This window comes from Embleya sp. NPDC020886 (assembly GCF_044333915.1).
Lineage (GTDB): Bacteria > Actinomycetota > Actinomycetes > Streptomycetales > Streptomycetaceae > Embleya.
Genome location: NZ_JBIRRX010000014.1, coordinates 153,175 through 175,955, shown reverse-complemented (window position 1 = coordinate 175,955; position 22,781 = coordinate 153,175). Strand labels below are relative to the sequence as shown.

Here is a 22,781-nt window from a genome sequence, read left to right as displayed (position 1 = left end):
TGACACCGCGTCAGCTTGAACTCTTCGACGGGCACGAGCCGAAGCCGCCGCGTTCCACTTTGCCCTTGCGCGGGCGATCGAAGGATCCCTGCCCGGCGAGGAGAGTCGTACCCCTGGCCGGGGTGAGGGTCTGTCCGCACGAATGCGGGACGTAGTACCAGGACAGGGTCGGGTCGGTGCGGCCCAGGCAGCGGAAGTCGTCGACGCGCACGTTGTGCGTGCGATCCGCGCAGACCTCGGCGTAACCGCTGCGGGCCGAGTTCTTGCCGCCGCCGCTCCCGCACGCGGTGAGCGCGCCGGCGAGGGTCAGGGTCAGGGTCGCCGCGACCGCGGTCGACTTCATGCCGCCCTTGCGCTGCGGGCGCGAACCCGACGACACGAGCCTGACGATACGAGTGGGGCCGGCCACGAGTCCTCCGTCCGGGGGATGTCGACGACGGTCCGATGCGAACCGACTCCGAGGACGGTATCGAGACCTGCGGGCCCGCGGTGGCCCGGTGAGTGGGAAAACACGGAACTCGCGACGAGGCCGGGTCGATTTGTTCGACGGTGGCGGGGATGCCCGATCCCGGTCGCCCGGCCGGGGCCGACCCGGCCATCACCGTGGCGCAGGAGGGCGGTGCTCCACGTGCGGGCGGGAATACGCGGCGTTACCACTGGAAGGAAAGCGCGTGATCACATTGATTCGCGATGAATCGGGCGACCTGTTCCGGGCGGCGCCGCGGCTCAGACCCCGCTCGCGTCGAGCAGGCTGCCCACTCCGTAGGTGACCGCCATCGCCAGGGCCCCGCCCGCGGTGGTGCGCACGATCGCGCGGGCCGGCGACGCACCACCCAATCGGGCCCCGCTCCAGCCGCACAACACCAGGGCGACCAGCACGGCGGCGACCGTGATCGGCAGCCGGGTCGAGGCGGCCGGCAACACCATCGCGAGCAGCGGCAACAACGCGCCGACGGTGAAGGCCAGGAAGCTGGCGCCGGCCGCGTGCCACGGGTTGGTCAGTTCGTTCGGGTCGATCTTGAGCTCGACCCGGGCGTGTGCGGCGAGCGCGTCGTGGGCGGTGAGTTGCTCTGCCACCTCGCGGGCGACCGGCCCGGTGATCCCCTGCTTCTCCAACAGACCGGTCAACTCGTCGAGTTCGGCCTCCGGTTCGTCGGTCAACTCGCGCCGCTCCTGGATCAGCGCGGCCTTCTCCGCGTCGCGCTGGGTGCTTACCGAGACGTACTCGCCCGCGGCCATCGACAACGATCCGGCGAGCAGCCCGGCCAGCCCGGCGGTGAGCAACTGGGCGCGCTCGTCGGTGGCTCCGGCGACACCGACCACGAGACCCGCGGTGGAGACGATGCCGTCGTTGGCGCCCAGCACGGCCGCCCGGAGCCAGTTCAGCCGGGTCCCCATCGCCTCGTCGTGCGCGGGATGGGTGGGCATCCGGTCGGGGGTGTCCGCGGCGCTCATGACCGAAGTATCACGACGAAGTCCGGTTCGGGCGGCGCGGACACGAGCACGGGCCCGAGCCGAACCCGACCGGGTGAGTCGCTGCACCGCGTCGCCGGTCCGACCACGCAAGAACGCCCCGGACGATGAATCGTCTGGGGCGTCGGGTTCTCCGGCTGCGGTGGCCAGGGGCGGGGTCGAACCGCCGACCTTCCGATTTTCAGTCGGACGCTCGTACCAACTGAGCTACCTGGCCTCGATGGATCAGGGCGCCTTTCGGCGCCCCGATCTTTACCATCTTGCGGTCCTGACGGGATTTGAACCCGCGGCCTTCACCTTGACAGGGTGACGAGCACTCCAAACTGCTCCACAGGACCTCTACCCGCGTTTCCTTGGGCTTCCTTCGTGTTGAACCCTACCGTACTGGCTGTCCGGCTTGTTGCGGCCCCCGGAGGGGGTTTGTTGCGTGCCCCCAACGGGATTCGAACCCGTGCTACCGCCTTGAAAGGGCGACGTCCTAGGCCACTAGACGATGGGGGCTTGTTGGCCGTGTCCGGCGTCTTGTTGCCGTCGGGGACGTCCCGAACTATACGGGGTTTCCGGCGGCGCTTGCAAAGCGGATAACCGGGGGCCGTCACGGGCCTGCGGCAGACCCCGCGAACCGGGGTGCGAAGCCGCAGAATGGGTGGGTGTTGGAGATGTCGCGCGAAGAGTTCGAGGAACTGGTGGCCGAGGCCCTGGACCGGATCCCGCCCGAGCTGACCGGGATCATGAACAACGTGGCGATCTTCGTCGAGGACGAACCCGCCCCCGACGGCGAACACGGGACCAACCTGCTCGGCCTGTACGAAGGCATCCCGCTCACCGAACGCGGGGACTGGTACGCGGGCGTCCTGCCGGACCGGATCACCATCTACCGCAACCCCATCCTGCGGATCTGCGAGACGTACGAACACGTCGTCGAGGAGGTCGAGGTGACCGTCGTGCACGAGGTGGCGCATCACTTCGGGATCGGGGACGAGTGGTTGCACGAGCACGGGTACGGCTGATCGGTCAGTGGGCCGCGGCGTATCCGAGCGCGGCCGCGGCCAGGCCCAGGACGGCGCTGAGCAGGACGTAGCCGACGGCGACGGGGCGGCGGTCGTGCATGTACATCTCCACGGTCGCGTAGCCGAAGGTGCTGAAGGTGGTCAGGGTCCCGCAGAAGCCGGTGCCGATCAGCGCGGCGATCCGCTCGTCGGGGGCCAGGCCGGTGAGCACGCCCAGGATCAGCGAACCGGCCACGTTGACGGTGAGCACACCCCAGGGGAAGGCCGATTGGATCCGCGCGGACACGTGCAGGTCGGTCAGGTAGCGCAGCGGGGCGCCGATCAGCGCGCCCAGGATCACCATCAGCGGGATCATCCGGCGGCTCCGCGCGGCCGGTGGGCCAGGACGAGGCCGAGCCGCACGGCCGCCAGTCCCAGGGCGACGCTGCCCACGACGTAGAGGCAGGCCGAGGCCCACGCGTGGCCGGCCGCCAGGGTGCGGGTCTCGACGGCGAACGTGGAGAACGTGGTGAAGCCGCCGAGCACGCCGGTGCCCAGGAAGGGGCGGGTCAGCACGCCGGGCAGGGGCAGGCCCATCAGGATCCCCATCAGCAGACAACCCGTGACGTTGGTGAGCAGGGTCGCCCACGGGAAGGCCGTGCCGCTGTGCGGGAGCGCCTCCGCGAGCCCCCAGCGGCCCAGTGCTCCGATGGCGCCGCCGATCGAGACGGCGGTGAGTACTCCGGTCTGTGACACCCGAACACGCTAGTGCCGGGGTCGGGTTCGAAAATCGCGCGCGCTCCCGTCGCGCCTTCACGCGCTGCGGCCGAACGGGTGACGTGCGGAGGTGCGAAATTGGAGCCGGTGTTCGCCCGTGCCCATGCTGAGGCGGTGACCACGCAGGGGGACATCGGGCCGATGCCGGACTTCGCCGACGACGAGCCCGAGTTTCCCGGGACCGGATCGACCACCCGGCTGGGCGAACCCGCGTCGGCCGAGTCGGCCGTGCCGCGTGCTCGCAGCGGGTGGCGGCGTTCGCCGGCACCGCAGGCGTACGAACCGGTTCCCGGTCAGGCGTGGGGGGATCCGCCGGCGCGGACCCGGGAGACCGATCGGGTGTCGGCGCCGCCGGACGGTCCCGGCGGCGAGTCGGATCGGTTCGCCGAGCCCGACACAGTCGCCGAGTCCGACCTGTTCGCCGAACTCGACGTGTTCGCCGAGTCCGCCGAGCGGCACGGGCAAGTCGTCGGGTCGCCGGCCGAGTTCACGCCGTTCCGGGCGACCGGCAACCTCGCGCCGGAGCTTGCCGAGGTGTCCTGCGGCGCGCCGGTCTCGATGCTCACCCGGTGGTTCGGCGAACCGGCCGGCACCGGGCCCGCGCCCGTGGTGGAGCACGGATCCCCGCTGCCGGATCGACGGGCGACCAGGCGGCGCAAGTCCGCGCATCGGGCCCATCGGGCCCATCGGGTTGTCGAGACGGTCCGCACCGAGGTTGTCGAGGGCGGCGCCGCGGAACGGCGATCGGCAAGCCTCGGCGGCGAGTTCGCGATCGTCTTCGTGGTGATCGCGCTCGTGGTGGCGGGGTTGCTCTGCCACTTCGGCTGGGCCCGTGCCTCGGCTCGGGCGAACTACCTCGGGTTCGACGAGAGCGTGCTGGACACGTCGCCGGCGGAGTATGTGGCGGACGGCCTGCGTGCGCTGTACCGGCCGCTGCTGGTGCTCGTCGCCGGGCTGCTCGCGGTCCGGGTGGTGCACTCTCGGCTGCCGGCGTGGCTGCGCAGGCACCGCCGGATCGGCGCGTGGTGCGCGTGGTCGCTGCGTTGCGCGTGGTTCGTGCTGCCGGGCGCGATCTGGAGCGCGGTGTACCGGTGGCCTGCCCGGGGCGCCCAGTGGTGGCCGCTGCTGTTGCCGTGCGCGCTCGCGGCGGGGCTGTTGCTCAGTGCCTACGGAGTGTTGCTCTCGCGTCGGATCGGGTCGCGTCGGCGCGGTTCGGCGAGCGGTTCGCGGCCGTGGTCGCCGTCGGTGTTGCTGACCGGCGCGGCCGTGGTGCTGTGTCTGTTCTGGGCGTCGGGGGCGTACGCGAAGGTGTCCGGGCGGGACGCGGGCAAGGCCGTCGCGCGGCAACTGCCCGGGCGGACCGGTGTCGTTCTGTACTCGGTGCAGGATCTGCGGATGCGCTCGGGGGACGGGATCGCGGTCGAGGAAGAAATCGGGGCCTCCTACCGTTACCGGTACACCGGACTGCGCCTGTTGCGGCATGCCCCGGGGACGCTGTTCCTGCTCCCCGAGCACTGGTCGTGGCAGCGTCCGAGGCTGCTCGTCGTACACGAGGACGCACGCCTGAGGGTGGAGTACGAACGCACCCGATAGGCGTAAACGAGTAGTGATCGGGTACGCTGGTGAATCGCTTTGCCCATATCCAGGCGCCGCCATGAGTCGCGGCGCCTCGTAGGCTCGTTCTGGTGCTCCGCAGAAGTGTCGCTTTCTCGTGCGACCACATTTCGGCTGCGGACCTTCGAGACGGGCCGCATCCGGAAGGTTTTGCATGCCCCCCTATGCCAATGACACTGCTACGCCCATGCCCGGTACCGAAGGTGCCGAGGTGCAGGAGGGTGTGGCGGGTGCGCAGGCAGCCGAGGTGACCGAGGTCGCCGCGGAGATTACCGAGATCGCTCCCGAGGTCGTCGAGAACGACGACACCAATGACGGCGACACCGAGCTCGCGGCGCAGGACGAGGCCGCGGCGGACGCCGATGTGGACACCGACACCGACTCCGACACGGATGTCGACGCGAGTGTCGAGGACGACGCAGCCGACGAGGCCGGGCTCGACGAGGCGGACGAGGCCTCGGACGAGGTCGAGGCCGAATCCGCTCCCGAACCGACCGGCCCCAGCTTCGCCGAGTTCGGTCTGCACAAGGACGTCGTGGACGCGCTCGCGCGCCGCGGCGTGACCCACCCGTTCCCGATCCAGGCGGCGACGCTGCCGGACGCGATGGCCGGCAAGGACATCCTGGGCCGCGGTCGTACCGGTTCCGGCAAGACGCTGGGCTTCGGGCTGCCGATGTTGACCCGGCTGTCGGGTCGCAAGGCGCGCGCCCGTCGTCCGCTCGCGCTGATCCTCACGCCGACGCGTGAACTCGCGATGCAGGTGCACGACGCGCTGGAGCCCTACGGTCGCATTCTCGACCTGCGGATGAAGACGGTCACCGGCGGCATGTCGATGCCGAAGCAGATCTTCGCGCTGGAGCGCGGCGTGGAGATCCTGGTCGCCACCCCCGGTCGGCTCCAGGACCTGGTGGACCGCGGTTCGGCCGTGCTGGACAACGTCGAGATCACCATCCTCGACGAGGCCGACCAGATGGCGGACATGGGCTTCCTGCCCGAGGTCACCGCGCTGCTCGACCTGATCCCGGCCGGCGGTCAGCGGATGTTGTTCTCCGCGACGCTGGACAAGGGTGTGGACGCGATCGTCCGCAAGTACCTGGACAACCCGGTCACCCACTCGGTGGACCCGCACGCGTCGTCGGTCACGACCATGTCGCACCACGTGCTGGTCGTGCAGCCCAAGGACAAGACGTACGTCACGGCGGCCATCGCGGCCCGTCGCGGGCGCACGATGATCTTCGTGCGGACCAAGTTCGGCGCCGACCGCGTCGCGCAGCAACTGCGTGAGGCCGGTGTCCGCGCCGAGGCGCTGCACGGCGGGATGACCCAGGGCGCGCGTACCCGCACCCTGGCCGAGTACAAGGAGGGCCGCACGCCGGTCCTGGTCGCCACCGACGTCGCCGCCCGCGGCATCCACGTCGACGGCATCGACCTGGTCCTGCACGTGGACCCGGCGGCGGACTCGAAGGACTACCTGCACCGCGCGGGTCGTACCGCGCGGGCCGGCGAGGCCGGTGCGGTGGTCACCCTCGCGCTGCCGCACCAGCGCCGCACGGTGGACCGCCTGATGGAGGACGCCGGCGTCGAGCCGACCCGTCTTCGGGTGCAGGGCTCCAACGACCCGGAGATGCGCAAGCTGACCGGCGCGCGCACGCTGTCCGAGGTCAAGGCGCAGTCCGTGGCGGACGCCGCGGTCGAGGCCGAGGCCGAGGCCGAGCGGCTCGCCGGTCGGATCATCGAGCTCAAGGCCGAGGCGGCCGAACTGCGCCGCAAGGCGGCCGAGTTGGCCGAGGCGGCGAAGAACGGCGACGTGCCGGTGCGGACCGAGCGCTACGAGCGTTCGGACCGCGGCGACCGCGGCGGCGACCGTCGTGAGGGCGGCTACCGGGGCGACCGGGACCGCGGCAGCGACCGTCCGCCGTACGGCGGCGACCGCGGCGGCGACCGTCGTGGTGGTGCGCCGCGTGGCGACCGTCCGTCCTACGGCGACCGGGACCGGGCGCCGCGTTCGGGCGACCGTCCGTCCTACGGCGGCGGCGACCGTCGTGAGGGTGGCTACCGCGGCGACCGTCCGTCGGGCGACCGCGGCCCGCGTGCCGAGCGTCCCGCGTACAACGACCGTCCGGCGTACAACAGCGGCGACCGCGCTCCGCGCACGGGTGACCGGCCGGCCTATGGCGACCGGGCGCCGCGCACCGGCGACCGTCCCGCGTACGGGGACCGGGCGCCGCGTTCGGGCGACCGTCCGTCCTACGGCGGCGGCGACCGGCGCGAGGGTGGCTACCGGGGCGACCGTCCGTCGTACGGGGACCGCGCGCCGCGTACCGGCGACCGTCCCGGCTACGGCAGCGACCGCGCTCCGCGTGGTGACCGTCCGACGTACAACAACGACCGTCCGTCCTACGGCGACCGCGACCGTTCGCACGACCGCGCCCCGCGTCGGGAGGGTCACTACGACCGTCCGGCCGGTGGCCCGGCGGGCGACCGCAAGCCGCGGTGGAAGCGCGACGCGTGAGCGTCGGGTGACCGGGCTATAACTGACGTGTAGTCAAAAACATTGGGCGGGGCGGGATCGATCGCGTATCGATCCCGCCCCGCTCAGTAATGTGGCGACATGAAGCGGACCTCGTTCGGAACCTGGCCGTGTTCCATCGCGCGTGTCCTCGAGTTGTTCGGCGACGGCTGGACGCCGCTCGTGCTGCGGGAGGCGTCCTACGGCGTCCGGCGGTTCGAGGACCTTCAGGAGAACCTGGGCATCGGTCGCAACGTGCTGGCGCAGCGCCTGAATCGGCTGGTCGAGGAGGGTCTGCTCGATCGGGTCCCGTACGAGGAGCGGCGCCCCCGGCACGAGTACGTGCTGACCGCGAAGGGCCGCGACTTCTTTCCGGTGCTCGTCGCGATCGGGCAGTGGGGGGACACCTGGCTCGCGGACGAGACCGGACCGCCGGTGGTCTACCGGCACGGCGGGTCCGAGGGGCACGAGGCGGAACCGGCCGTGGTCTGTTCGGTGTGCGGCGATCCGCTTCACCTGGAGGACGTCGAGCCGTTGGCGGGACCGGGTATGACGCCGCGTCAGGCGCATCGGGCGGTTGCCGAGGGGCGCTGTGGATCGCGTGCCTCGGCGGTGCCGGCGCAGCGTGGGAACTGGTTGCCGCGGATCTGAGGCCCTTGCGGGAGGGGAGGCGCGGCCTACGGGCGGGCCGGCTCGCCGCGGTTCAGCTTGTCCCGCAGGCCCAGTTCGGCCCGGTCGGCGGCGGCCTGGCCGTGTCGCCAACCGTCCGCGTCCCGGCCGCGCAGGCGGTGGGTGGTCTTGGTCGGGAACATCCGCTCGGTGGTCTCGCGAACGGCGACGTCGCGTGCGGCCAGGACCGGCAGCAGGCGGTTCTCGGCGGCCTCGTTCGCGCTCGCCTCGGCTTCCTCCCTGGCGGCGGTGAGCCGCTCGCGGATCCGGTCGGCGTAGGCGATCAGGAACGACTGGCGGAAGGTCTTGGTCCGGCGCGAGCGGCCGGACTCGTGGTAGCGCGAGCCGGCCCGGTTCATCGCGGCGGTGGCCTGCACCAGGAGCGAGGTGTAGAGCAACTCGACCGCGTCCAGCTCGGAGTCGAAGCCGACCACGGTGGAAAAGCCCAGTTCGCTCGACCAGATCGCCTGGCAGCCGTTGGCGTCGGCGACCGCGTCCAACAGCAGTGCCTTCGCGCCCTCGTACGGGTTGTCCACGCCGATTCGGCAGGCGGCGGGCGCGTGTCGCGAGCCCTCCTGCGCGCCCAGCAGCGCCTCGTCGATCCGGTGCCGGGTCATCAGCTCCTGCGCCTTGGCGGTGAACGCCTCGGCCTCCTCCGGGAACTCGCTCGACTCGGCCTTGGCGAGCAGGGCACGCACCCGGCCGAGTTGGCGGGGTTCGCCGGTCGCGGGTCGGCTGTGGACCGGCTCCTGGAAGGAGGCGGCGGTGAGCGGCTCGATCGAGGGCAGCCGGGCGATCGAGCGGAGCAGTTCGAGCACGCGCGCGGCGGTGCCGAAGCGGTCCAGGTTGTCCCGGGCGCCCAGCTCGGTCAGGTAGGCGTCGTCCGAACTCCACCACGGGGTGCTCGCGTCCAGGTCGCGCAGTTGCGCGGTCCACCGGCGGCCGGTGCCCGGGTGGCTGCGGGCCTGTGCGGCGACCAGGTCGGCGGCGATCGGGGCGTGCCGTTCGCCCAGCTCGCGGGTGACCGCGCGGACCACGTCGGCGGGTTGCCAGCCGCGCCGCCAGCAGCCGTCCGCGGTGCGCTCGTACAGCGCGAGCACCGCACGCGAGATCTGCGGCCAGTCGCGGGCGGAGGCCGCGAGCAGGGACGCGCCGAGGTCGATCGTGTCCTCCAGGGCGTCGTCGGACGCGCTCAGGACGGCATGGAATTGGGTTTCGACGAGCGTGGTGGGCACCCGTCAAGGATTGCATTTTCGGCGCGCGGACGATTCGGGCCTGCGCGGGGTGGGATGGCGAGCGCTCAGATCCTGGCGTAGCGGCCCGGTGCGGTGCCCACCGCGGCGGTGAAATCGCGGGTCAGGTGGGCCTGGTCGGCGTAGCCCAGGTCGGCGGCCAGCGCCGCCCAGTCGATGCCGGCGCCGTGCTCGGCCCGCTCGGCGACCTCCTGGAGGCGGGCCCGGCGAAGCACCCACTTGGGGCCGACGCCCACGTATTCGGCGAACAACCGCTGGAGTCGGCGGACCGGGACGCCGACCTCGTCGGCCAGGTCGTCGACGCGGAACAGGTTCGGGTTCGTGGTGATGCGCTCGACGATCGTGGCGACCTCGGCGATCGTCGGGTCGACGTCGGTCGGGCCGGCGGCGGGTGCGGGCAGCACGCCGCGCAGCCAGGACTCCACGATGGTGACCCGATCGCACTCCTCGACGGTGCCGAGCACCCGGTCGCACACGGCCGACACGTCCGGGCCGAACAGGTCGGCCGCGGGCGGCACCCGATCGGTCAGCTCGGCTACCGGACCGGTCAGGAACGGCCGGAAGCCGCCCGCGCGGAACCGGACCCCGAACACGTGGCCCGCGCCGCTCAGCTCGCGCTCGAACACGTGCCGCACCACGCCGTAGACCGCCGGGCGCGGGTGTTCGAAGACCACGTGCACGTTGGGGTGGGAGAGCACCTTCTGCCGGTGGGGCGCCCGCTCGCGCAGGTCCCAGCGCACGATCCAGTGGTATTCGACGAAGGGCGCCAGGTCGGCGGCCGGCTCGTACAGGCTCAGGTCCCAGGCGCCGGGTGCGACGCCCGCGCGCAACACTCCGCGAGGGCGGTAGGGAAGCCTCATCCCGCCACGGTAGGGGGTGGGTGTGACAGGGGCCCGGTGTGGCCGCGGGGCGGCGGGCGGGGGTGTCGCGTTTGTTCAAGACCGGCTTCCGGGGGGCGGCATAGCGTGCGGTCCATGAACATTCACCACCTTTTCGTCGAAGCCTCCGCCGAAGCCGATCGACTGGCCCACGGCGTCGCTCCCGAGCGCATCGCCGGGCCGACGCCGTGCCCCGAATTCGACACCCGGGCGCTGCTCAACCACTGGATCGTCTACACCTCGCACGGCATGGAGCACCGGGCCCTGCGGACGACGCTGCCCGAGGAGACGACCGCGCGCGACTTCGTCGCCGAGCCGGACTGGGCCGACGCGTACGGCGCACAACTGCGCCGCGCGGTGGCGGCGTGGGCGGAGCCGGCCGTGTGGGAGGGCGAGATCGACTTCGGGGGCGGCCAGACGATGCCCGCGACGGAGATCGCCGCGATGTTGCTCCTGGAGCTGGTGCTGCACGGGTGGGACGTGGCGCGGGCGACCGGGCAGGACTACCGGGCGTCGGCGGAGCTGGGCGAGGCGGTCGAGGGCATCGTGGCGAGGTACGCGGAGATGTACCGCGAGTACGCCGGCTTCGCCGTGCCGGTGGCCGTGCCCGAGGACGCGAGCGCGTTCGAGCGGGCGCTCGGCGCGTCCGGCCGGGACGCGCTCTGGAAGCCCTGAACCGGATCGGGCGCCCCATGGCGTGTCTTCGATCCTCCGTCCACGACGCCCGGCACCGCACCTCGCCGCCCGGAGAAACACCCGAATGGAATCACTATGCGAGTGCTTCTCCGGCACGCCGATGCACGTCACCGGACGCCGCGGAGCCCGACGGGGGATTGAAGACACGATCTAGGGTGGCGGCCGAGCCCATTCGGAGGTAGGCGTGACGGCGTTGGCGACACTCGACGGTTTCGGTTGTACGGTCCGGTACAGCCCGGGCGCGCGGGAGCGGGCCGTGGTCGTCGCGGAGCGGGTGGATCGTGCCGCCGGCTGGCTGACCGAACGGCTGGGCTTCGCGCCGCGCATCCGGTTGTCCGTGGCGGATGCCGCGGACTGGGACGCGGTGGCGACGGTGCCGCTGTACGGCACGCCGCAGGGCGCGGAGGACCACCTGCGGGTGGCCGCCGACGACGGTTGGTTCGGCGCCGAGCTGTTCGCGGCGATCCGGCCGCACCTGGGGGCGGGCAGTATCGCGGCGCTGCGTGCCGAGTACGGGGAACCGCCGGCGTTGCGCCCGTACTTCGACCTGGTGGCCGTGCACGAACTCACCCATCTCTTCCAGGACCAGGTCTGGCCCGCCTACCCGGGCATGTGGATCGCCGAGCTGCACGCGAATCTCGCGATGGTCGGCTACGCGCACGAGGTGGAGCCGGAACTGCTGCCCGCCCTGCGGGCCTTCACCGCGACCGTGGACGAGTTGCCGGTCGAGGTCACGCCGATTCGCGAACTCGTGGACATGGAGCGCTCGTTCGAGCGGGGCGCGATCAACTTCGGGTGGTATCACTTCTCCCTGACCCGGGTCGCGGAACGGTTGTGGGCGGCGGCCGGCGCGGAGGGGCTGCGTGCGTTGTACGAGCACATCCGCGCCGGTGGCAACGCCGAGCATCCGGTGCTGCGCGGGGTTGCGGCGGAGTGGAATCGGCCTGCGCGGATCGGGGCCGGGGGCTGATCGCCGCGGTTTGCGGGGGCGGTGATCGGTGGTCCGGGCCGGTGGGTCGGGGGCTTCGGGTCAGCCGGCGAGTGCGGCCAGTTCGGGGATCGTGCTCAGTTCGGTGCGCGAGACGATGCCGAGTTTGGGATACGCCTTGTAGAGGTGATGACCGACGGTGCGCGGGCTGAGGAAGAGTTGGGCCGCGATGTCCCGGTTGGACAACCCCTGCGCGGCGAGCCGGGTGATCTGCAACTCCTGCGGGGTGAGCAGTGCGAGCACACCGGCGGGCCGTGCGCCCCGGGGGGTCGCGCTGCCGCCGATCGCGCCCAGTTCGGTGCGTGCCCGATCCGCCCAGGACCGGGCGTCGAGGCGTTCGAACTCCTCCAGTGCGGTACGCAGCCGGTCGCGCGCGTCGGTCTTGCGGCGCATTCGACGCAGCCACTCGCCGTACAGCAGCCCGGTCCGGGCCCGCTCCAGCGGTCGGCGCTCGCTCTCGTGTCGGGCCAGCGCGGCCGCCCACGACTCCTCGGCCGTCTCGTCGCTCGCCAACAGCGCGTGGCAGCGCAACACCAGTGCGTCGGCCCAGCGTTGGTCGGCGCGACCGGCCCATTGCTCGAAGCGGGCCAACGGCTCGCGGGCCCGCTCGGGGGCGCCGGACCGCACGGCCGCCTCGACCAGGTCGGGAATCGATCGGGTCGCGCTGATGTGATGCCGCAGCGGTTCCCGGGCGAGCCGCTCCAGCCGGTTCAGCGCCGACTCGGGGCGGCCCAGGCCCAGATCCAGCAACCCCAGCGCCCATGCGGACCACGGCGCGCCCGCCGGCATCGCGCTGCCCACGCCGCCGGCCAGGGCCGCGTCCGCGTGCCGGTGGGCGGCCTCCGCGTCGCCCGAGACGCCCGCCAGGTAGGCCAGCACGCTCTCGAACTGGCTGATCCACTGCTGTTGTCCGCTGTCCTGCGCGATCCGCAGGCCCTCGGACGCGGTGGCCAGCGCGTCGGTGTGTCGGCTCTCGAAGATCTCGGCCTCGGCCACGAAGAACAGGATGGTGGGCAACCGGCCGATGCCGCCGCGCAGTCGGCTCTCCCGGGCGAACAGCGACGCGATGTGGTGCGCGTCCGCGTCCTGACCCAGGGCCAGGCCGACGCCGCAGGCGAGCAGTAGGTCGCGTTGCTCTTCGGTGTCGGTGCGCGGGGCGACCCGGATCAGGTCGCCCAGGCTCGGGCGTTCGGTGTGCAACGGATCGGTGTCCGGGCGCGGGCCGTCCTGCTTCGGGGGGAAGGCGGCGATCATGAATTCGACCACCGGGGTCACCGAGGCCGTCGGGGGCAGCTCCAGGGCAGCCAACTCCAGGAGCGTGGTGCCGAGTTCGGCTTCGCCCAGGTACCACGCGGTGTGGATGGACTGAAGCAGCAGGCGCGCCGCGCGCTCGGGTCGACTCCCGGCGGTGAGCGCGGCGCCCTGAAGCAACAGCTCGTGTGCGTTGGTGAACGCGCCCTGCCAGAAGTCGGACAGCGCGCGCACGTGCAGCAGCCGCGCCCGGATCGCGTCGTCGGCCGCGGCCGACCCGGCGCGTTCGGCGAACGCGCGGGCCTGGTCCAACTCCCCCGCCTCGGAGGCGGCTTCGGCGGCGAGTACCAGGCGGCGGGTGCGCGCCGGCACGTCCTCGCTCAGCCGCGCGGCCTTCTCGTAGGCCAGCGCGGCGGCGAGGTGGCCGCTGCGCTCGCGGGCCCGTTCGCCGGTGCGCTCCAGGGCGCTCGCGGCCGGCTCGTCGACGCCGGTCGCGGCGGCGGCCAGGTGCCAGGCGCGGCGATCCGCGTGGTCGGGCGCGTCGAACGCGTCGGCCAGTGCGCGGTGTGCGGCCAGCCGGCGGTCGATCGGCGCGCGCTGCTGGACCGCGGCCCGGATCAGCGGGTGCCGAAAGCGCAGCCGGTCGTCGTCGACGACGATCAGCGACGCCTCCTCCGCGGCGGCCAGTTCGGGGGGTCCCGCGCCGAATCCGGCACCGGCTCGGAGCAGGATGCCCAGGTCGCCGGAGTCGTCGATCGCGGCCAGCAGCAACAACATCCCGGTCCCCTCGTCGAGCCGGGTGACCCGGCCGTGGAAGGCGATCCGAAGTCGGCTGGTGAGTGGCAGGGCGCCCGGGCGCAGGGTGTCGCCGGCCCGTTCGCCGGTCAGCGAGACCGGCAGTTCGATCAGCGCGAGCGGGTTGCCCCGGGACTCGGCGAGTACGCGGGAGCGGGTGGTCGCGGAGATGTCCCGGGCGTGCTCGTCCAGGAGCGCGCCCGCGTGCTCGGGCTCCAGCGCGGCCAAGGCCAGTTCGGGCAGGCCCTGGACCGGGAAGGCGTGTGCGTCCTCGCGGGCGGCGAAGATCAGCGCGATGCCCTCGGCGTACAGCCGACGGGCGGCGAACACGAGGGCGTCACGGGAGGCCCGGTCCAGCCACTGCGCGTCGTCCACGACGCACAGGAGCGGGTCGTCGCTGGCGTACTCGGACAACAACGACAACACCGCCAGGCCGACGAACATCGGCTCGGAACGCTCGCCCGCGGCGAGGCCGAAGGCGGCCGCCAGGGCCTGTCGTTGCGGGTCGGGCAGCCGGTCCAGGTGGTCCAGGGCCGGGCGGAGCAGCAGGCTCAGCCCGGCGTAGGGGAGTTCCGCCTCGTACTCGACCCCGGTGCCCCGGATCGTGCGCAGGCTCGTGTCGGCGAGCACGTGATCCAGGAGCGCGGTCTTGCCGATGCCGGGTTCGCCGCGCACGACGAGCACGCCGCTGCGGCCTTCCCGGGCGTCGGCGAGCAGGCGCTCGATGGTCCGCAGTTCGGAATCTCGTCCGTACAACATGCCTTGGCGTCCCCCGTGTCCTTCGAGCTTTCGTGCCGATCTCGGTGCCTTGGTCGCGGTGCCGATACCGACTTCTTCGGTGCTCGGGTGCGACGTCGGTACCGGCTTCGATATCGACCCCGATACCGACCCCCGTACTGATCCCTCCTGCGCCAAAGTACCTATGCGGGACTGATTCCGGTCGGTACGCGGCTCCGTAGGTTCATGGCAACGGAGCTCGCCGGAACGGCCGGGAGCCCGGAGGAAGCACAAGGACGGTCGCCATGACCACGAACATCGACTTCACCGCCCTGGCCGAGCGCTACATCGCCACCTGGAACGAGGCGGACCCGGCCGCCCGCCGCAAGCTGGTCGAGGAGGTGTACACCGAGGACGCCCGCTACGTCGATCCGCTGGTGGTGGCCGAGGGCCACGACGCGATCGACGCCACGCTCGGCGCGGTGCAGGGGCAGTTCGGGGGCCTGGTGTTCACGCTCGGCGGTGCGGTGGACGGTCACCACGACCTGGCCCGTTTCACGTGGAACCTCGGCCCGGCGGGTGCGGAGGCCGTGGTGGTCGGGTTCGACGTGATCCAGGTCGCCGCGGACGGCCGGATCGCCCTGGTGAGCGGCTTCCTGGACAAGGTCCCGGCCGGTCTGTGATCCGCTGAGGTCCCCGCTGGACGGATCCGGGGCCGGGGCACGGTAGCGCCCGGCCCCCCGGTGTCCTCGCGGTGACGCGTTTCGCGTCCTCCTCGCATATTCCGCGCGAATTCCGCGCTTTCCTCTCGCGCCGCTCGGCGCCTTCGCCCGGAACGGAAAGGAATCACCCATGTCCGCCACCACGACGGCCACGGCTTCCGCAGCACCGGCATCGACGCCCCGGCAGTCGTGGGGTGCGCTGCTGGTCCTGCTCACCGGAATCTTCATCACCACGCTGGACTTCTTCATCGTCAACGTCGCGATCCCGGCCACCCAGGCGGATCTGCACGCGACGCCGGCCGCGACCCAATGGGTGGTCGCGGGCTTCGGCCTCGCGGTCGCCGCCGGGCTGATCACGGCCGGTCGGCTCGGTGACATCTACGGCAGACGCCGGATGTTCGCGATCGGCCTGGGCTTGTTCACCGCCGCCTCGGCGGCCTGTGGGTTGGCCGGGAACGCGGAGATGCTGATCGCCGCCCGGGTGCTCCAGGGTGCGGCGGCGGCGCTGTTGATGCCGCAGGTGCTCGGGATCATCAACGTGCTGTACGTCGGCGAGCAGCGGATCAAGGCGTTCACCGCGTACGGGCTCGCGATGGGCTTCGCGGGAGTGTTCGGTCAGCTCATCGGCGGTGCGCTGATCCAGGTCGACCTGTTCGGACTCGGCTGGCGCAGCATCTACTGGATCAACGTCCCGGTGGGCCTGATCGCGCTGGCCCTGACCCCGAGGTTGGTGCCGGAACGCCGGGGCGTGGGCGGTACCCGGCTCGACCCGGTCGGCACCGCGCTGATCACGCTCGGCCTGGTCGCCGTGGTGTTGCCGCTGGTCCAGGGCCGCGAGCAGGGCTGGCCGCTGTGGACGTGGCTGTCCCTGGGCATCGCTCCGCTGCTGCTCGGCGCGTTCACGCTGTACCAGCGCGGGCTGGCCGACGGCGGCGGCGCGCCGCTGGTGGACCCGGTGCTCTTCCGCGAGCGGCCGTTCTCGGTCGGCATCACGATGGCGCTGGTGTACGGCCTGGTGAATGCGGCCTTCTTCCTGATCCTGGCGCTCTATCTCCAGCTCGGACACGGGATGTCGGCGCTCGACTCGGGGCTGCTGTTCATCGCGCTGGGGGTCGGCTACTTCCTGTCCTCGGCGATCTCGGGCCGCGTCGCGGAGAAGCTGGGTCGACAGGTGCTGACGGTGGGCGCGCTCGTCCAGGGCCTGGGGCACGTGGTGCTGGTGGAGACGCTGTCCGGGACCCACGCGACGTTGGCGCTGATTCCGGGGCTCGCGTTGACCGGGTTCGGGATGGGCCTGGTGATGGGGCCGATGGCGGCGACGGTACTGGCCGGGATCAAGGCCGGGCACGCCGGTGCGGCGGCGGGCCTGCTCTCCACGGCTCAGCAGGTGGGCGGCGCGCTCGGGGTGGCCCTGGTGGGCATCGTCTTCTACGACACGCTGGGTGACGCGCCGACGGCGGACACCTTCGGGGATGCGTTCGTGAATGGTCTGTGGTTGCTGACGGTCTTCTGCGTGGCGGTGGCGGCGCTGGTGCAGATGTTGCCGGGGCGGCGGCGGGGGGACGGGGCGGAGGTCGTGGGGGACCCGGGGGCCTTGGCGGCCTCGGAGGAGTCGGATGGCTCGGCGGTGAAGGTGGACGTTCCGGTGTGAGTCGGAGCAGCACGAGCGTGTGTGTGGCGATGGGCCCCGGCCGGGTGGTCGGGGCCCGTTTGTTGGTGTTGTGCCGTGGGTGGGCGGGTTGATCGGGGCCGGTGGGTTATCGGTCCGTCGGGTCGTCTGCGGTGGTCGTTTCGGGCCGGGGCGGCGCACCGTGTTTGGCGGCGTAGCGGCGGGCCTTGGTGCGGTTGCCGCATACGCGCATCGAGCACCAGCGGCGGCTGCGGTTTTTGGAGACGTCCCAGAAGACCCAGGCGCAGGCGTGTTCCGCGCAGCGCTTGAGCCGGGTCGATTCGCCGGAGCCGGCCAACTCGCCCCAGGCGATCACCAGTTGGGCCAACGCTCGCTGTACCGGAGGGAGTTCGGGGCTCGGCGTGAAGCCGCCGGGCCGGCCGTCGGGGCCGAGGACGAAGACCACGGGCAGGGTGCGCAGCACGTCGTCGGCCTGCCGGAGCGGCTCCGGGGCGGGGGTGGTGCCGACGGGTACGCCCAGTTTCTCGCGCAGGCCGACGCGTAGTCGCCGGGCCGCGTCGAGGTCCGTGGGGTCGACTCGGGTGTCGGGGCGCCGGCACCTCGACCGACCCCGACTCGGTTGCCCGGCAGATCGGCGCCGGGCTGCGCTTCCTGTGGCGGGATCGGCTGCTCCGCACGATGTCGCTCATCCTCACCGTGCTGTGCGCGAGCTGGGGCGGCTGGTTGGCGCTGATGCCGTTGGTCGCGCACGACGTGATGCGGCTGTCGGCCCGCGAGTACGGGGTGGTGTTGAGCGCGCTGGGTGTCGGCGGTCTGCTCGGCGCGTTGTTGGTCGGGTGGCTCAATCGCCTGATCGGCCACCGGCGGGTGATGCTCGCCGATCTGGTCGGCACCTTCGCGATGATGGCGGTGCCCGCGGTGACCACCGACCTGCGGGCGGTCGCGGGGGGCGGCCTTCGTCGGCGGTCTGGGTGGCACGTCGTGGTCGGTCGACGCCCGGCTGATCGGTCGGAACCTGGTGCCCGAACACATGATGGGCCGCTACAGCGGGGCCGCCCGGCTGCTCGGCTGGGGGGCGATGCCGCTCGGTGCGGGCCTGATCGGCGGGCTTGCGCAGTGCTTCGGGGTGCGCGCCGCGTTCGTGGTGTTCGCGGTTGCCGTGGCGGCCGCGATTCCGGTGTATCTGCGGGTCGTCACCGAGGAGCGCCTGGCGCCCGCCTTGCGGGTGCCGGGGGCGGCGGATGTCGGCTGAACCGGGCCTACCCGGGCGGCTCCGGCCACATGCGCCCCGCCGGCGTGTCCGGGCCGTCGACCACCGCGGTGATCATCCGCAGGTTCGCCGCGAACACCTCGGCCTGCTCGGTGCCGATCGCTCGGCTGATCAGGCTGTCGGCCTCCTTGATCACCCGTCGTCCCTCGGCGACGCCCGCGTTGCCCAGTGCGGTCAGTTCGAGCAGGACCACCCGTCGGTGTACCGGGTGCGGGCGGCGGACGATCCAGCCGGCCCGCTCCAGCGCGGCCACCGCGGTGTTCACGCTCTGCGGGGTGATGTGGTGGGCGCGGGCGAGGTCGGCCGCGGACATCGCGCCGTTCTCGTCGAGTCGGCCGGCCAGGCCCAGTTGGTTGATCGAGACGCCGATGCCTTCCAGTCCCTCGTTGAGCAGCCGGTGCATGGACTGCTGCGCACGCCAGAGCAGATGCGGTAGCTGCTCGCTCCACGCGGGTTCGACGATTTCGTGGTGGGCGGGCATCGCGCGCTTCCCTTCTCCGACTGGCCGGGGCCTGCGCCGCACGGGCGCCTCACCCCGTCACCGTAGGGCACGCCGACGGGCGGCTCGGCACTCGACACCTTGGCAGACGCCGAACAAGATGGCAGTTCTCATACATGTTCTAAGTCTTCTGATAACTTAACAGCCTACGGATAACTTGGAAGGCTGTCGCACCATGCCCACGAACCCCCAGCCCGCTGCTTCGCCGGCCGCGCATGCGCCGCCGACCTCCACCGCGACCCGCCCCGCGCTCACCGTCGTGCTCGCGTGTCTGGGGGTCTTCGCCTCGTACGTGCCGATCGGCGGCGTGGCGGTGTCCCTGCCGACCATCCAGCGCGGGTTGCAGGCGTCCACGAGCGATCTCCAGTGGATCAGCGACTTCTTCATCCTGCCGATGGCGGCGCTGATCCTGACCTTCGGCCTGATCGGCGACCTGTACGGGCGCAAGAAGGCATTCCTGGCCGGCCTGGTCCTGCTCGCGGCCGGCGCCACCACCAACCTCACCGCGCACAGCGTTGCCCAGGTCTGGGTGGGCCAGGCGCTCTCCGGCGCGGGCGGCGCCGCCCTGCTCACCTCCAGCCTGGCCCTGATCAGCCACGCCTACCCGGACTTCCGGGCCCGCGCCAAGGCCATCTCCGCCTGGGCCGCCTCCCTGGGCCTGGGCATGTCGCTGGGCCCGCTGCTGAGCGGGACGATCCTCGAACACGCCTCCTGGCGCTGGATCTTCGCGCCCATCGTGGTGGTCTGCCTGGTCGGCGCGGTGGTCGCGGCGGTACTCCTGGAGGACTCCCGCTCGCCGCACGGCCGGGCGATCGACGTCCCCGGCCAGATCGCCGCGATCATCGCGATCACCAGCCTGATCTACGGCGTGATCGAGGGCGGCACCGTCGGCTGGACCGACGGCCCGGTCCTGGTCGCCTTCGCGCTGGCGATCCTCGGCCTGGCCGCGTTCATCGTGATCGAACACCGCTCGGCGACCCCGATGTTGTCGCTCAAGCTGTTCTCCTCGCGCTCGTTCACCGGCGCCGGCGTGGTCACCATGATCACCATGTTCGGCCTGGTCGGCATCGTCTTCTCACTCAGCCTGTTCTTCGGCAACGTCCAGCACCTGAGCGCGCTCGACGTCGCCTACCGGTTCCTGCTCATCAACGGGCTCACCGTCGTGCTCGGCCCGATCGTCGGCCGGCTGATGGGCCGGATCCCCTCGGGCGCGCTGCTCACCTTCGGCCTGGTGTGCACCGGGATCGGCATGTTGACCCTGAACACCCTGGAGCCGGACACCGGATTCGCCGCGCTGATCGGCCCGCTCGTGGTGATCGGTGTGGGCTTCGCGTTCGTGATGACGCCGATCACCTCGGTCGCGGTGAGCAGCGTCCCGCACCACCTGGCCGGCATGGCCAGTGCGGGCAACAACACCCTGCGCCAACTCGGCGGCGCGCTCGGTCCGGCCGTCCTGGGCGTGGTGCTGACCAACCGCATCACCGCCGCCCTGCCGGAGCACCTGACCGCCTCCGGTCTGGCCCCCGCCGACCGCGAGCACGTCACCTCGGCCGTCTCGGACGAGGGCCTGTCGGCGGCCGGCCATCTGGGGCTGGCGCCCGAGGCCACCGGCAAGGCCCTGTCCGCCGTCGGCGACAGCTTCGCCGACGCGCTGCACCTGTGCATGACCATCGCGGGGCTCGGCATGTTCGTCGCCGCCGCGGTCGCCGTGCTGACGATCGGCGTCCGCCGGCCGAGGACGCCCATCGGCGCGACGGCCTCGCGGGTCCCGGCGTCGGCGTCGGCGTCGGCCCCCGTGGTCGACTCCACCCGAGCCTGAGCCGGCGCCGCTCGCCGATCCGGGTCGATCGGCGAGCGGCGCCAGGCCCTTCGTGCAGCGGCACCGCGCACTATGCGACCGGCACCCGCACCCGCCTGCGCAACCCCACGACGGTCACCACCGCGCCCAGCAGCGCGCCCGCCAGCGGCACGGTCAACGCCACCCGGAAGCCGTCCAGTTCCGAACCGCCCGCCCCGGCCAGCACCGCGGTCACACTCGACAGGCCCAGCGCCGCGCCGAACTGGAAGGCGGTGTACAGCAGTCCGCCGGCCAGACCCTGCTCGTCCTCGTCGATGCCGTCCGTGGCGGCGATCGTGAGCGGCCCGTAGGCCAGCGCGAAGGCGAGCCCGAGCAACAACATCGTCGGGAACATCGCCGCGTAGGAGGTGTCCGCGTCGATGGACAGGAACAGCGCGTACGCCACCGCGGCCAGCAACATCCCGCCCAGGATCACCCGCAGGTTGCCGAACCGCTCGACCAGGCGCGGCGTCACCGTCGGCGCGAGCACCGCGTCCGCGCCGACCGCCAGCAGCGCGAGACTGGTCTCCAGGGTCGACCAGCCGCGTACCTCCTGGAGGTAGAACACCGCGATGAACTGGAAGCCGAAGAACGAGCCCGCGAACAACATCGCCCCCAGGTTCGCCCGCACCAGCGCCCCCGAGCGCAGGATGCCCAGCCGCACCAGCGGGGTGCCGGCGCGACGTTCGGCGGCGACGAAGGCGAGCAGCAACGCGATCCCGCCCGCGAAGACCGCGATCGTCCAGCCCCAGCCCCGCGCCGGGTGCTCCAGCCGAACCACGCCGTACACCAGCAGCAACATCGAGCCGGTCACGCTGATCGCGCCCGCCACGTCGAAGCCCTGACCGGCGCGATCGGGACGCTCGTCCTTGGGGATCAGCGCCAGGGCCGGCACCAGGATCACCGCGGCCAGGGCCACCGGTACGAAGAACACCAGCCGCCAGTCGATCGCGGTCAGCAGGCCACCGATCACCAGCCCCAGCGAGAAGCCGCCCGCGGCGGTGCCCGCGTAGAACAGCAGCGCCCGGTTGCGTCGGGGTCCCTCGGGGAAGCTCGTGGTGATGATGGCCAGCCCGGCGGGCGTCATGAAGGCGGCCGAGGCGCCGGTCACGAAACGCGCGACGATCAACATCCAGCCCTCGTCGGCGAATCCGCCCAGGCCGGAGAACACCAGGAAGACGGTCAGCCAGAACAGGAACATCCGCCGCCGGCCGAGCAGATCGGCGGTACGCCCGCCCAGGAGCATGAGACCGGCGTAGGCGAGTACGTACGCGCTCATCACCCAGCTCACCGCGCCGGTGGACATGCCCAGGTCCTCGCGGATCGTCGGCAGCGCGACATTGAGCATCGCGACGTCGATGCCCTCCAGGAAGATCGCGCCGCACAGCACGATCAACATGCCCCACGCGCGGGCGCCCATCCCCCCGGCGTCGTTCTCCGGCGGCGTGTGCGGCGTTCTGGGCGCTTGCGCCGCGCCCGCTCCGGAAGCGGAGGCGGGCGAGGCGGTGGTGGTGGACGAGGACGTGGATGCGGACATGCGGCAGCCCCTCGGGACGCTGGATGCGGGTGGATGGTGGCGTCGAGGCGCGGGGTCGGTTATCCGACCGAACCCGGTTCCCTCTTGTAACCACCCCCATCCTTCGGCAGCATCGACGTCCATGGAAGAAGGCACTTCAAAGGAACCGACCCCCTGCGTGAGTAACCAGGACGACTACGACGCGCTCCAGTGGGACGTCCGCGAAGGGTGCGAGGTGCGGCAGATCCTCGACCGGGTCGCGGACAAGTGGTCGCTCCTGGTGATCGCGATCCTGGAGAGCCGCACGCTGCGCTTCACCGAGCTGCGTCGGGAGATCGACGGGATCAGCCAGCGCATGCTCACCGTGACGCTGCGCCAGCTCGAACGCGACGGCCTGGTCCGACGCACCGTCTACCCGGTGGTGCCGCCGAGGGTGGACTACGCGCTCACCCCGATGGGCACGACGCTGCACACCACGATCCGGTCCCTGGTCACCTGGACCGAGGAGCACCAGGAACGCATCGCGGAGGCCCGGGCCCGGTACGACGCAAGCGTCGACGCGGAGCCGGCACCCGCCGGTCGCTGAGTCGGGCCGGCCGCGCGGGCGATCGGGAGGGGGCCACCAGGGCGGGTCGGCAAGTGGCGAACGGGGGCGGCCCGTTCTTCGCGCCGATGACCACGGGCCGGATCGGGCGGCG

General features: G+C 72.0%; 21 protein-coding genes, 3 tRNA genes and 1 pseudogene. 12 read left to right on the top strand and 13 right to left on the bottom strand.

Annotated elements, in window-relative coordinates; translation table 11 throughout:
• Nucleotides 1-10: 10 nt before the first annotated feature.
• From ACH4U8_RS36305 to ACH4U8_RS36285, 5 genes are all read right to left on the bottom strand, one after another.
• The gene (locus ACH4U8_RS36305; RefSeq protein WP_360312108.1) at nt 11-379 is read right to left on the bottom strand and encodes a hypothetical protein; all 369 of its coding nucleotides are present in this window, start codon (nt 377-379) and stop codon (nt 11-13) included.
• 347 nt (nt 380-726) lie between these two features.
• Nucleotides 727-1,455: a VIT family protein gene (locus ACH4U8_RS36300; RefSeq protein WP_395782562.1), complete on the bottom strand. Its 729-nt coding sequence runs from the start codon at nt 1,453-1,455 to the stop codon at nt 727-729.
• Nucleotides 1,456-1,616: 161 nt separating this feature from the next.
• Nucleotides 1,617-1,690: transfer RNA gene (locus tag ACH4U8_RS36295), tRNA-Phe, on the bottom strand.
• A 46-nt stretch (nt 1,691-1,736) separates the two neighbouring features.
• A tRNA-Asp gene (locus tag ACH4U8_RS36290) sits at nt 1,737-1,811 on the bottom strand.
• Between the two features lie 90 nt (nt 1,812-1,901).
• A tRNA-Glu gene (locus tag ACH4U8_RS36285) sits at nt 1,902-1,974 on the bottom strand.
• Nucleotides 1,975-2,123: 149 nt separating this feature from the next.
• On the opposite strand from ACH4U8_RS36285, the gene ACH4U8_RS36280 reads away from it, so the two are divergent.
• Nucleotides 2,124-2,483 carry a metallopeptidase family protein gene (locus tag ACH4U8_RS36280; RefSeq protein WP_360312104.1) on the top strand — a complete coding sequence of 120 codons (360 nt, stop codon included), beginning with the start codon at nt 2,124-2,126 and terminating at the stop codon, nt 2,481-2,483.
• A gap of 4 nt (nt 2,484-2,487) precedes the next feature.
• Here ACH4U8_RS36280 and crcB read toward each other — a convergent pair whose 3' ends face one another.
• Nucleotides 2,488-2,838 carry a fluoride efflux transporter CrcB gene (crcB, locus tag ACH4U8_RS36275; protein ID WP_379988748.1) on the bottom strand — a complete coding sequence of 117 codons (351 nt, stop codon included), beginning with the start codon at nt 2,836-2,838 and terminating at the stop codon, nt 2,488-2,490.
• On the bottom strand, nt 2,835-3,218 hold the full coding sequence (locus ACH4U8_RS36270) for a CrcB family protein (RefSeq protein WP_360312100.1): 384 nt from the start codon (nt 3,216-3,218) through the stop codon (nt 2,835-2,837). Before ACH4U8_RS36270 ends, crcB begins: the two co-directional genes overlap by 4 nt.
• A 135-nt stretch (nt 3,219-3,353) precedes the next feature.
• Here ACH4U8_RS36270 and ACH4U8_RS36265 point away from each other — a divergent pair, with 135 nt between their 5' ends.
• The 3 genes from ACH4U8_RS36265 to ACH4U8_RS36255 all read left to right on the top strand — a co-directional run bounded on the left by ACH4U8_RS36265 (nt 3,354) and on the right by ACH4U8_RS36255 (nt 8,013).
• On the top strand, nt 3,354-4,832 hold the full coding sequence (locus ACH4U8_RS36265; RefSeq protein WP_395782561.1) for a hypothetical protein: 1,479 nt from the start codon (nt 3,354-3,356) through the stop codon (nt 4,830-4,832).
• A gap of 208 nt (nt 4,833-5,040) precedes the next feature.
• Complete coding sequence (locus ACH4U8_RS36260) at nt 5,041-7,365, top strand: DEAD/DEAH box helicase (protein ID WP_395782560.1); 2,325 nt, start codon at nt 5,041-5,043, stop codon at nt 7,363-7,365.
• A 99-nt stretch (nt 7,366-7,464) separates the two neighbouring features.
• Complete coding sequence (locus ACH4U8_RS36255; protein ID WP_395782559.1) at nt 7,465-8,013, top strand: winged helix-turn-helix transcriptional regulator; 549 nt, start codon at nt 7,465-7,467, stop codon at nt 8,011-8,013.
• Nucleotides 8,014-8,039: 26 nt separating this feature from the next.
• Here ACH4U8_RS36255 and ACH4U8_RS36250 read toward each other — a convergent pair whose 3' ends face one another.
• Both ACH4U8_RS36250 and ACH4U8_RS36245 read right to left on the bottom strand, forming a co-directional pair.
• Complete coding sequence (locus tag ACH4U8_RS36250) at nt 8,040-9,266, bottom strand: DUF2786 domain-containing protein (protein WP_360312092.1); 1,227 nt, start codon at nt 9,264-9,266, stop codon at nt 8,040-8,042.
• Between the two features lie 65 nt (nt 9,267-9,331).
• A complete protein-coding gene (locus ACH4U8_RS36245) occupies nt 9,332-10,144 on the bottom strand; it encodes a DUF6597 domain-containing transcriptional factor (protein WP_395782558.1) in 813 nt (270 codons plus the stop codon).
• Nucleotides 10,145-10,258: 114 nt separating this feature from the next.
• On the opposite strand from ACH4U8_RS36245, the gene ACH4U8_RS36240 reads away from it, so the two are divergent.
• Together ACH4U8_RS36240 and ACH4U8_RS36235 are read left to right on the top strand one after the other, a co-directional pair.
• Entirely contained in the window at nt 10,259-10,837 is a 579-nt protein-coding gene (locus ACH4U8_RS36240) for a TIGR03086 family metal-binding protein (protein WP_395782557.1), read from the top strand.
• 205 nt (nt 10,838-11,042) lie between these two features.
• A complete protein-coding gene (locus ACH4U8_RS36235; protein ID WP_395782556.1) occupies nt 11,043-11,828 on the top strand; it encodes a hypothetical protein in 786 nt (261 codons plus the stop codon).
• A 60-nt stretch (nt 11,829-11,888) separates the two neighbouring features.
• Here ACH4U8_RS36235 and ACH4U8_RS36230 read toward each other — a convergent pair whose 3' ends face one another.
• A complete protein-coding gene (locus ACH4U8_RS36230; protein WP_395782555.1) occupies nt 11,889-14,651 on the bottom strand; it encodes an AAA family ATPase in 2,763 nt (920 codons plus the stop codon).
• Nucleotides 14,652-14,914: 263 nt separating this feature from the next.
• Here ACH4U8_RS36230 and ACH4U8_RS36225 point away from each other — a divergent pair, with 263 nt between their 5' ends.
• Both ACH4U8_RS36225 and ACH4U8_RS36220 read left to right on the top strand, forming a co-directional pair.
• Nucleotides 14,915-15,292, top strand: coding sequence for a nuclear transport factor 2 family protein (locus ACH4U8_RS36225; RefSeq protein WP_360312082.1), 378 nt, complete (start codon nt 14,915-14,917; stop codon nt 15,290-15,292).
• A gap of 169 nt (nt 15,293-15,461) precedes the next feature.
• A complete protein-coding gene (locus tag ACH4U8_RS36220; protein WP_395782554.1) occupies nt 15,462-16,982 on the top strand; it encodes an MFS transporter in 1,521 nt (506 codons plus the stop codon).
• A 106-nt stretch (nt 16,983-17,088) separates the two neighbouring features.
• Here the strand turns inward: ACH4U8_RS36220 and ACH4U8_RS36215 are convergent, their stop codons facing one another.
• Nucleotides 17,089-17,424: a CGNR zinc finger domain-containing protein gene (locus tag ACH4U8_RS36215; protein WP_395782553.1), complete on the bottom strand. Its 336-nt coding sequence runs from the start codon at nt 17,422-17,424 to the stop codon at nt 17,089-17,091.
• A gap of 167 nt (nt 17,425-17,591) precedes the next feature.
• On the opposite strand from ACH4U8_RS36215, the pseudogene ACH4U8_RS36210 reads away from it, so the two are divergent.
• Nucleotides 17,592-17,831, top strand: a pseudogene (locus tag ACH4U8_RS36210) (MFS transporter); the annotation flags it as partial.
• A 148-nt stretch (nt 17,832-17,979) separates the two neighbouring features.
• Nucleotides 17,980-18,213: a hypothetical protein gene (locus ACH4U8_RS36205; RefSeq protein WP_395782552.1), complete on the top strand. Its 234-nt coding sequence runs from the start codon at nt 17,980-17,982 to the stop codon at nt 18,211-18,213.
• Nucleotides 18,214-18,220: 7 nt separating this feature from the next.
• Here ACH4U8_RS36205 and ACH4U8_RS36200 read toward each other — a convergent pair whose 3' ends face one another.
• The gene (locus tag ACH4U8_RS36200) at nt 18,221-18,712 is read right to left on the bottom strand and encodes a MarR family transcriptional regulator (protein WP_360312074.1); all 492 of its coding nucleotides are present in this window, start codon (nt 18,710-18,712) and stop codon (nt 18,221-18,223) included.
• Nucleotides 18,713-18,905: 193 nt separating this feature from the next.
• On the opposite strand from ACH4U8_RS36200, the gene ACH4U8_RS36195 reads away from it, so the two are divergent.
• Nucleotides 18,906-20,549, top strand: a complete 1,644-nt coding sequence (locus ACH4U8_RS36195; RefSeq protein ID WP_395782551.1) for an MFS transporter — start codon at nt 18,906-18,908, stop codon at nt 20,547-20,549.
• Nucleotides 20,550-20,619: 70 nt separating this feature from the next.
• Here the strand turns inward: ACH4U8_RS36195 and ACH4U8_RS36190 are convergent, their stop codons facing one another.
• On the bottom strand, nt 20,620-21,987 hold the full coding sequence (locus tag ACH4U8_RS36190) for an MFS transporter (protein WP_395782581.1): 1,368 nt from the start codon (nt 21,985-21,987) through the stop codon (nt 20,620-20,622).
• A 238-nt stretch (nt 21,988-22,225) separates the two neighbouring features.
• On the opposite strand from ACH4U8_RS36190, the gene ACH4U8_RS36185 reads away from it, so the two are divergent.
• Nucleotides 22,226-22,669, top strand: coding sequence for a helix-turn-helix domain-containing protein (locus ACH4U8_RS36185; RefSeq protein WP_360312070.1), 444 nt, complete (start codon nt 22,226-22,228; stop codon nt 22,667-22,669).
• Nucleotides 22,670-22,781: the final 112 nt, after the last annotated feature.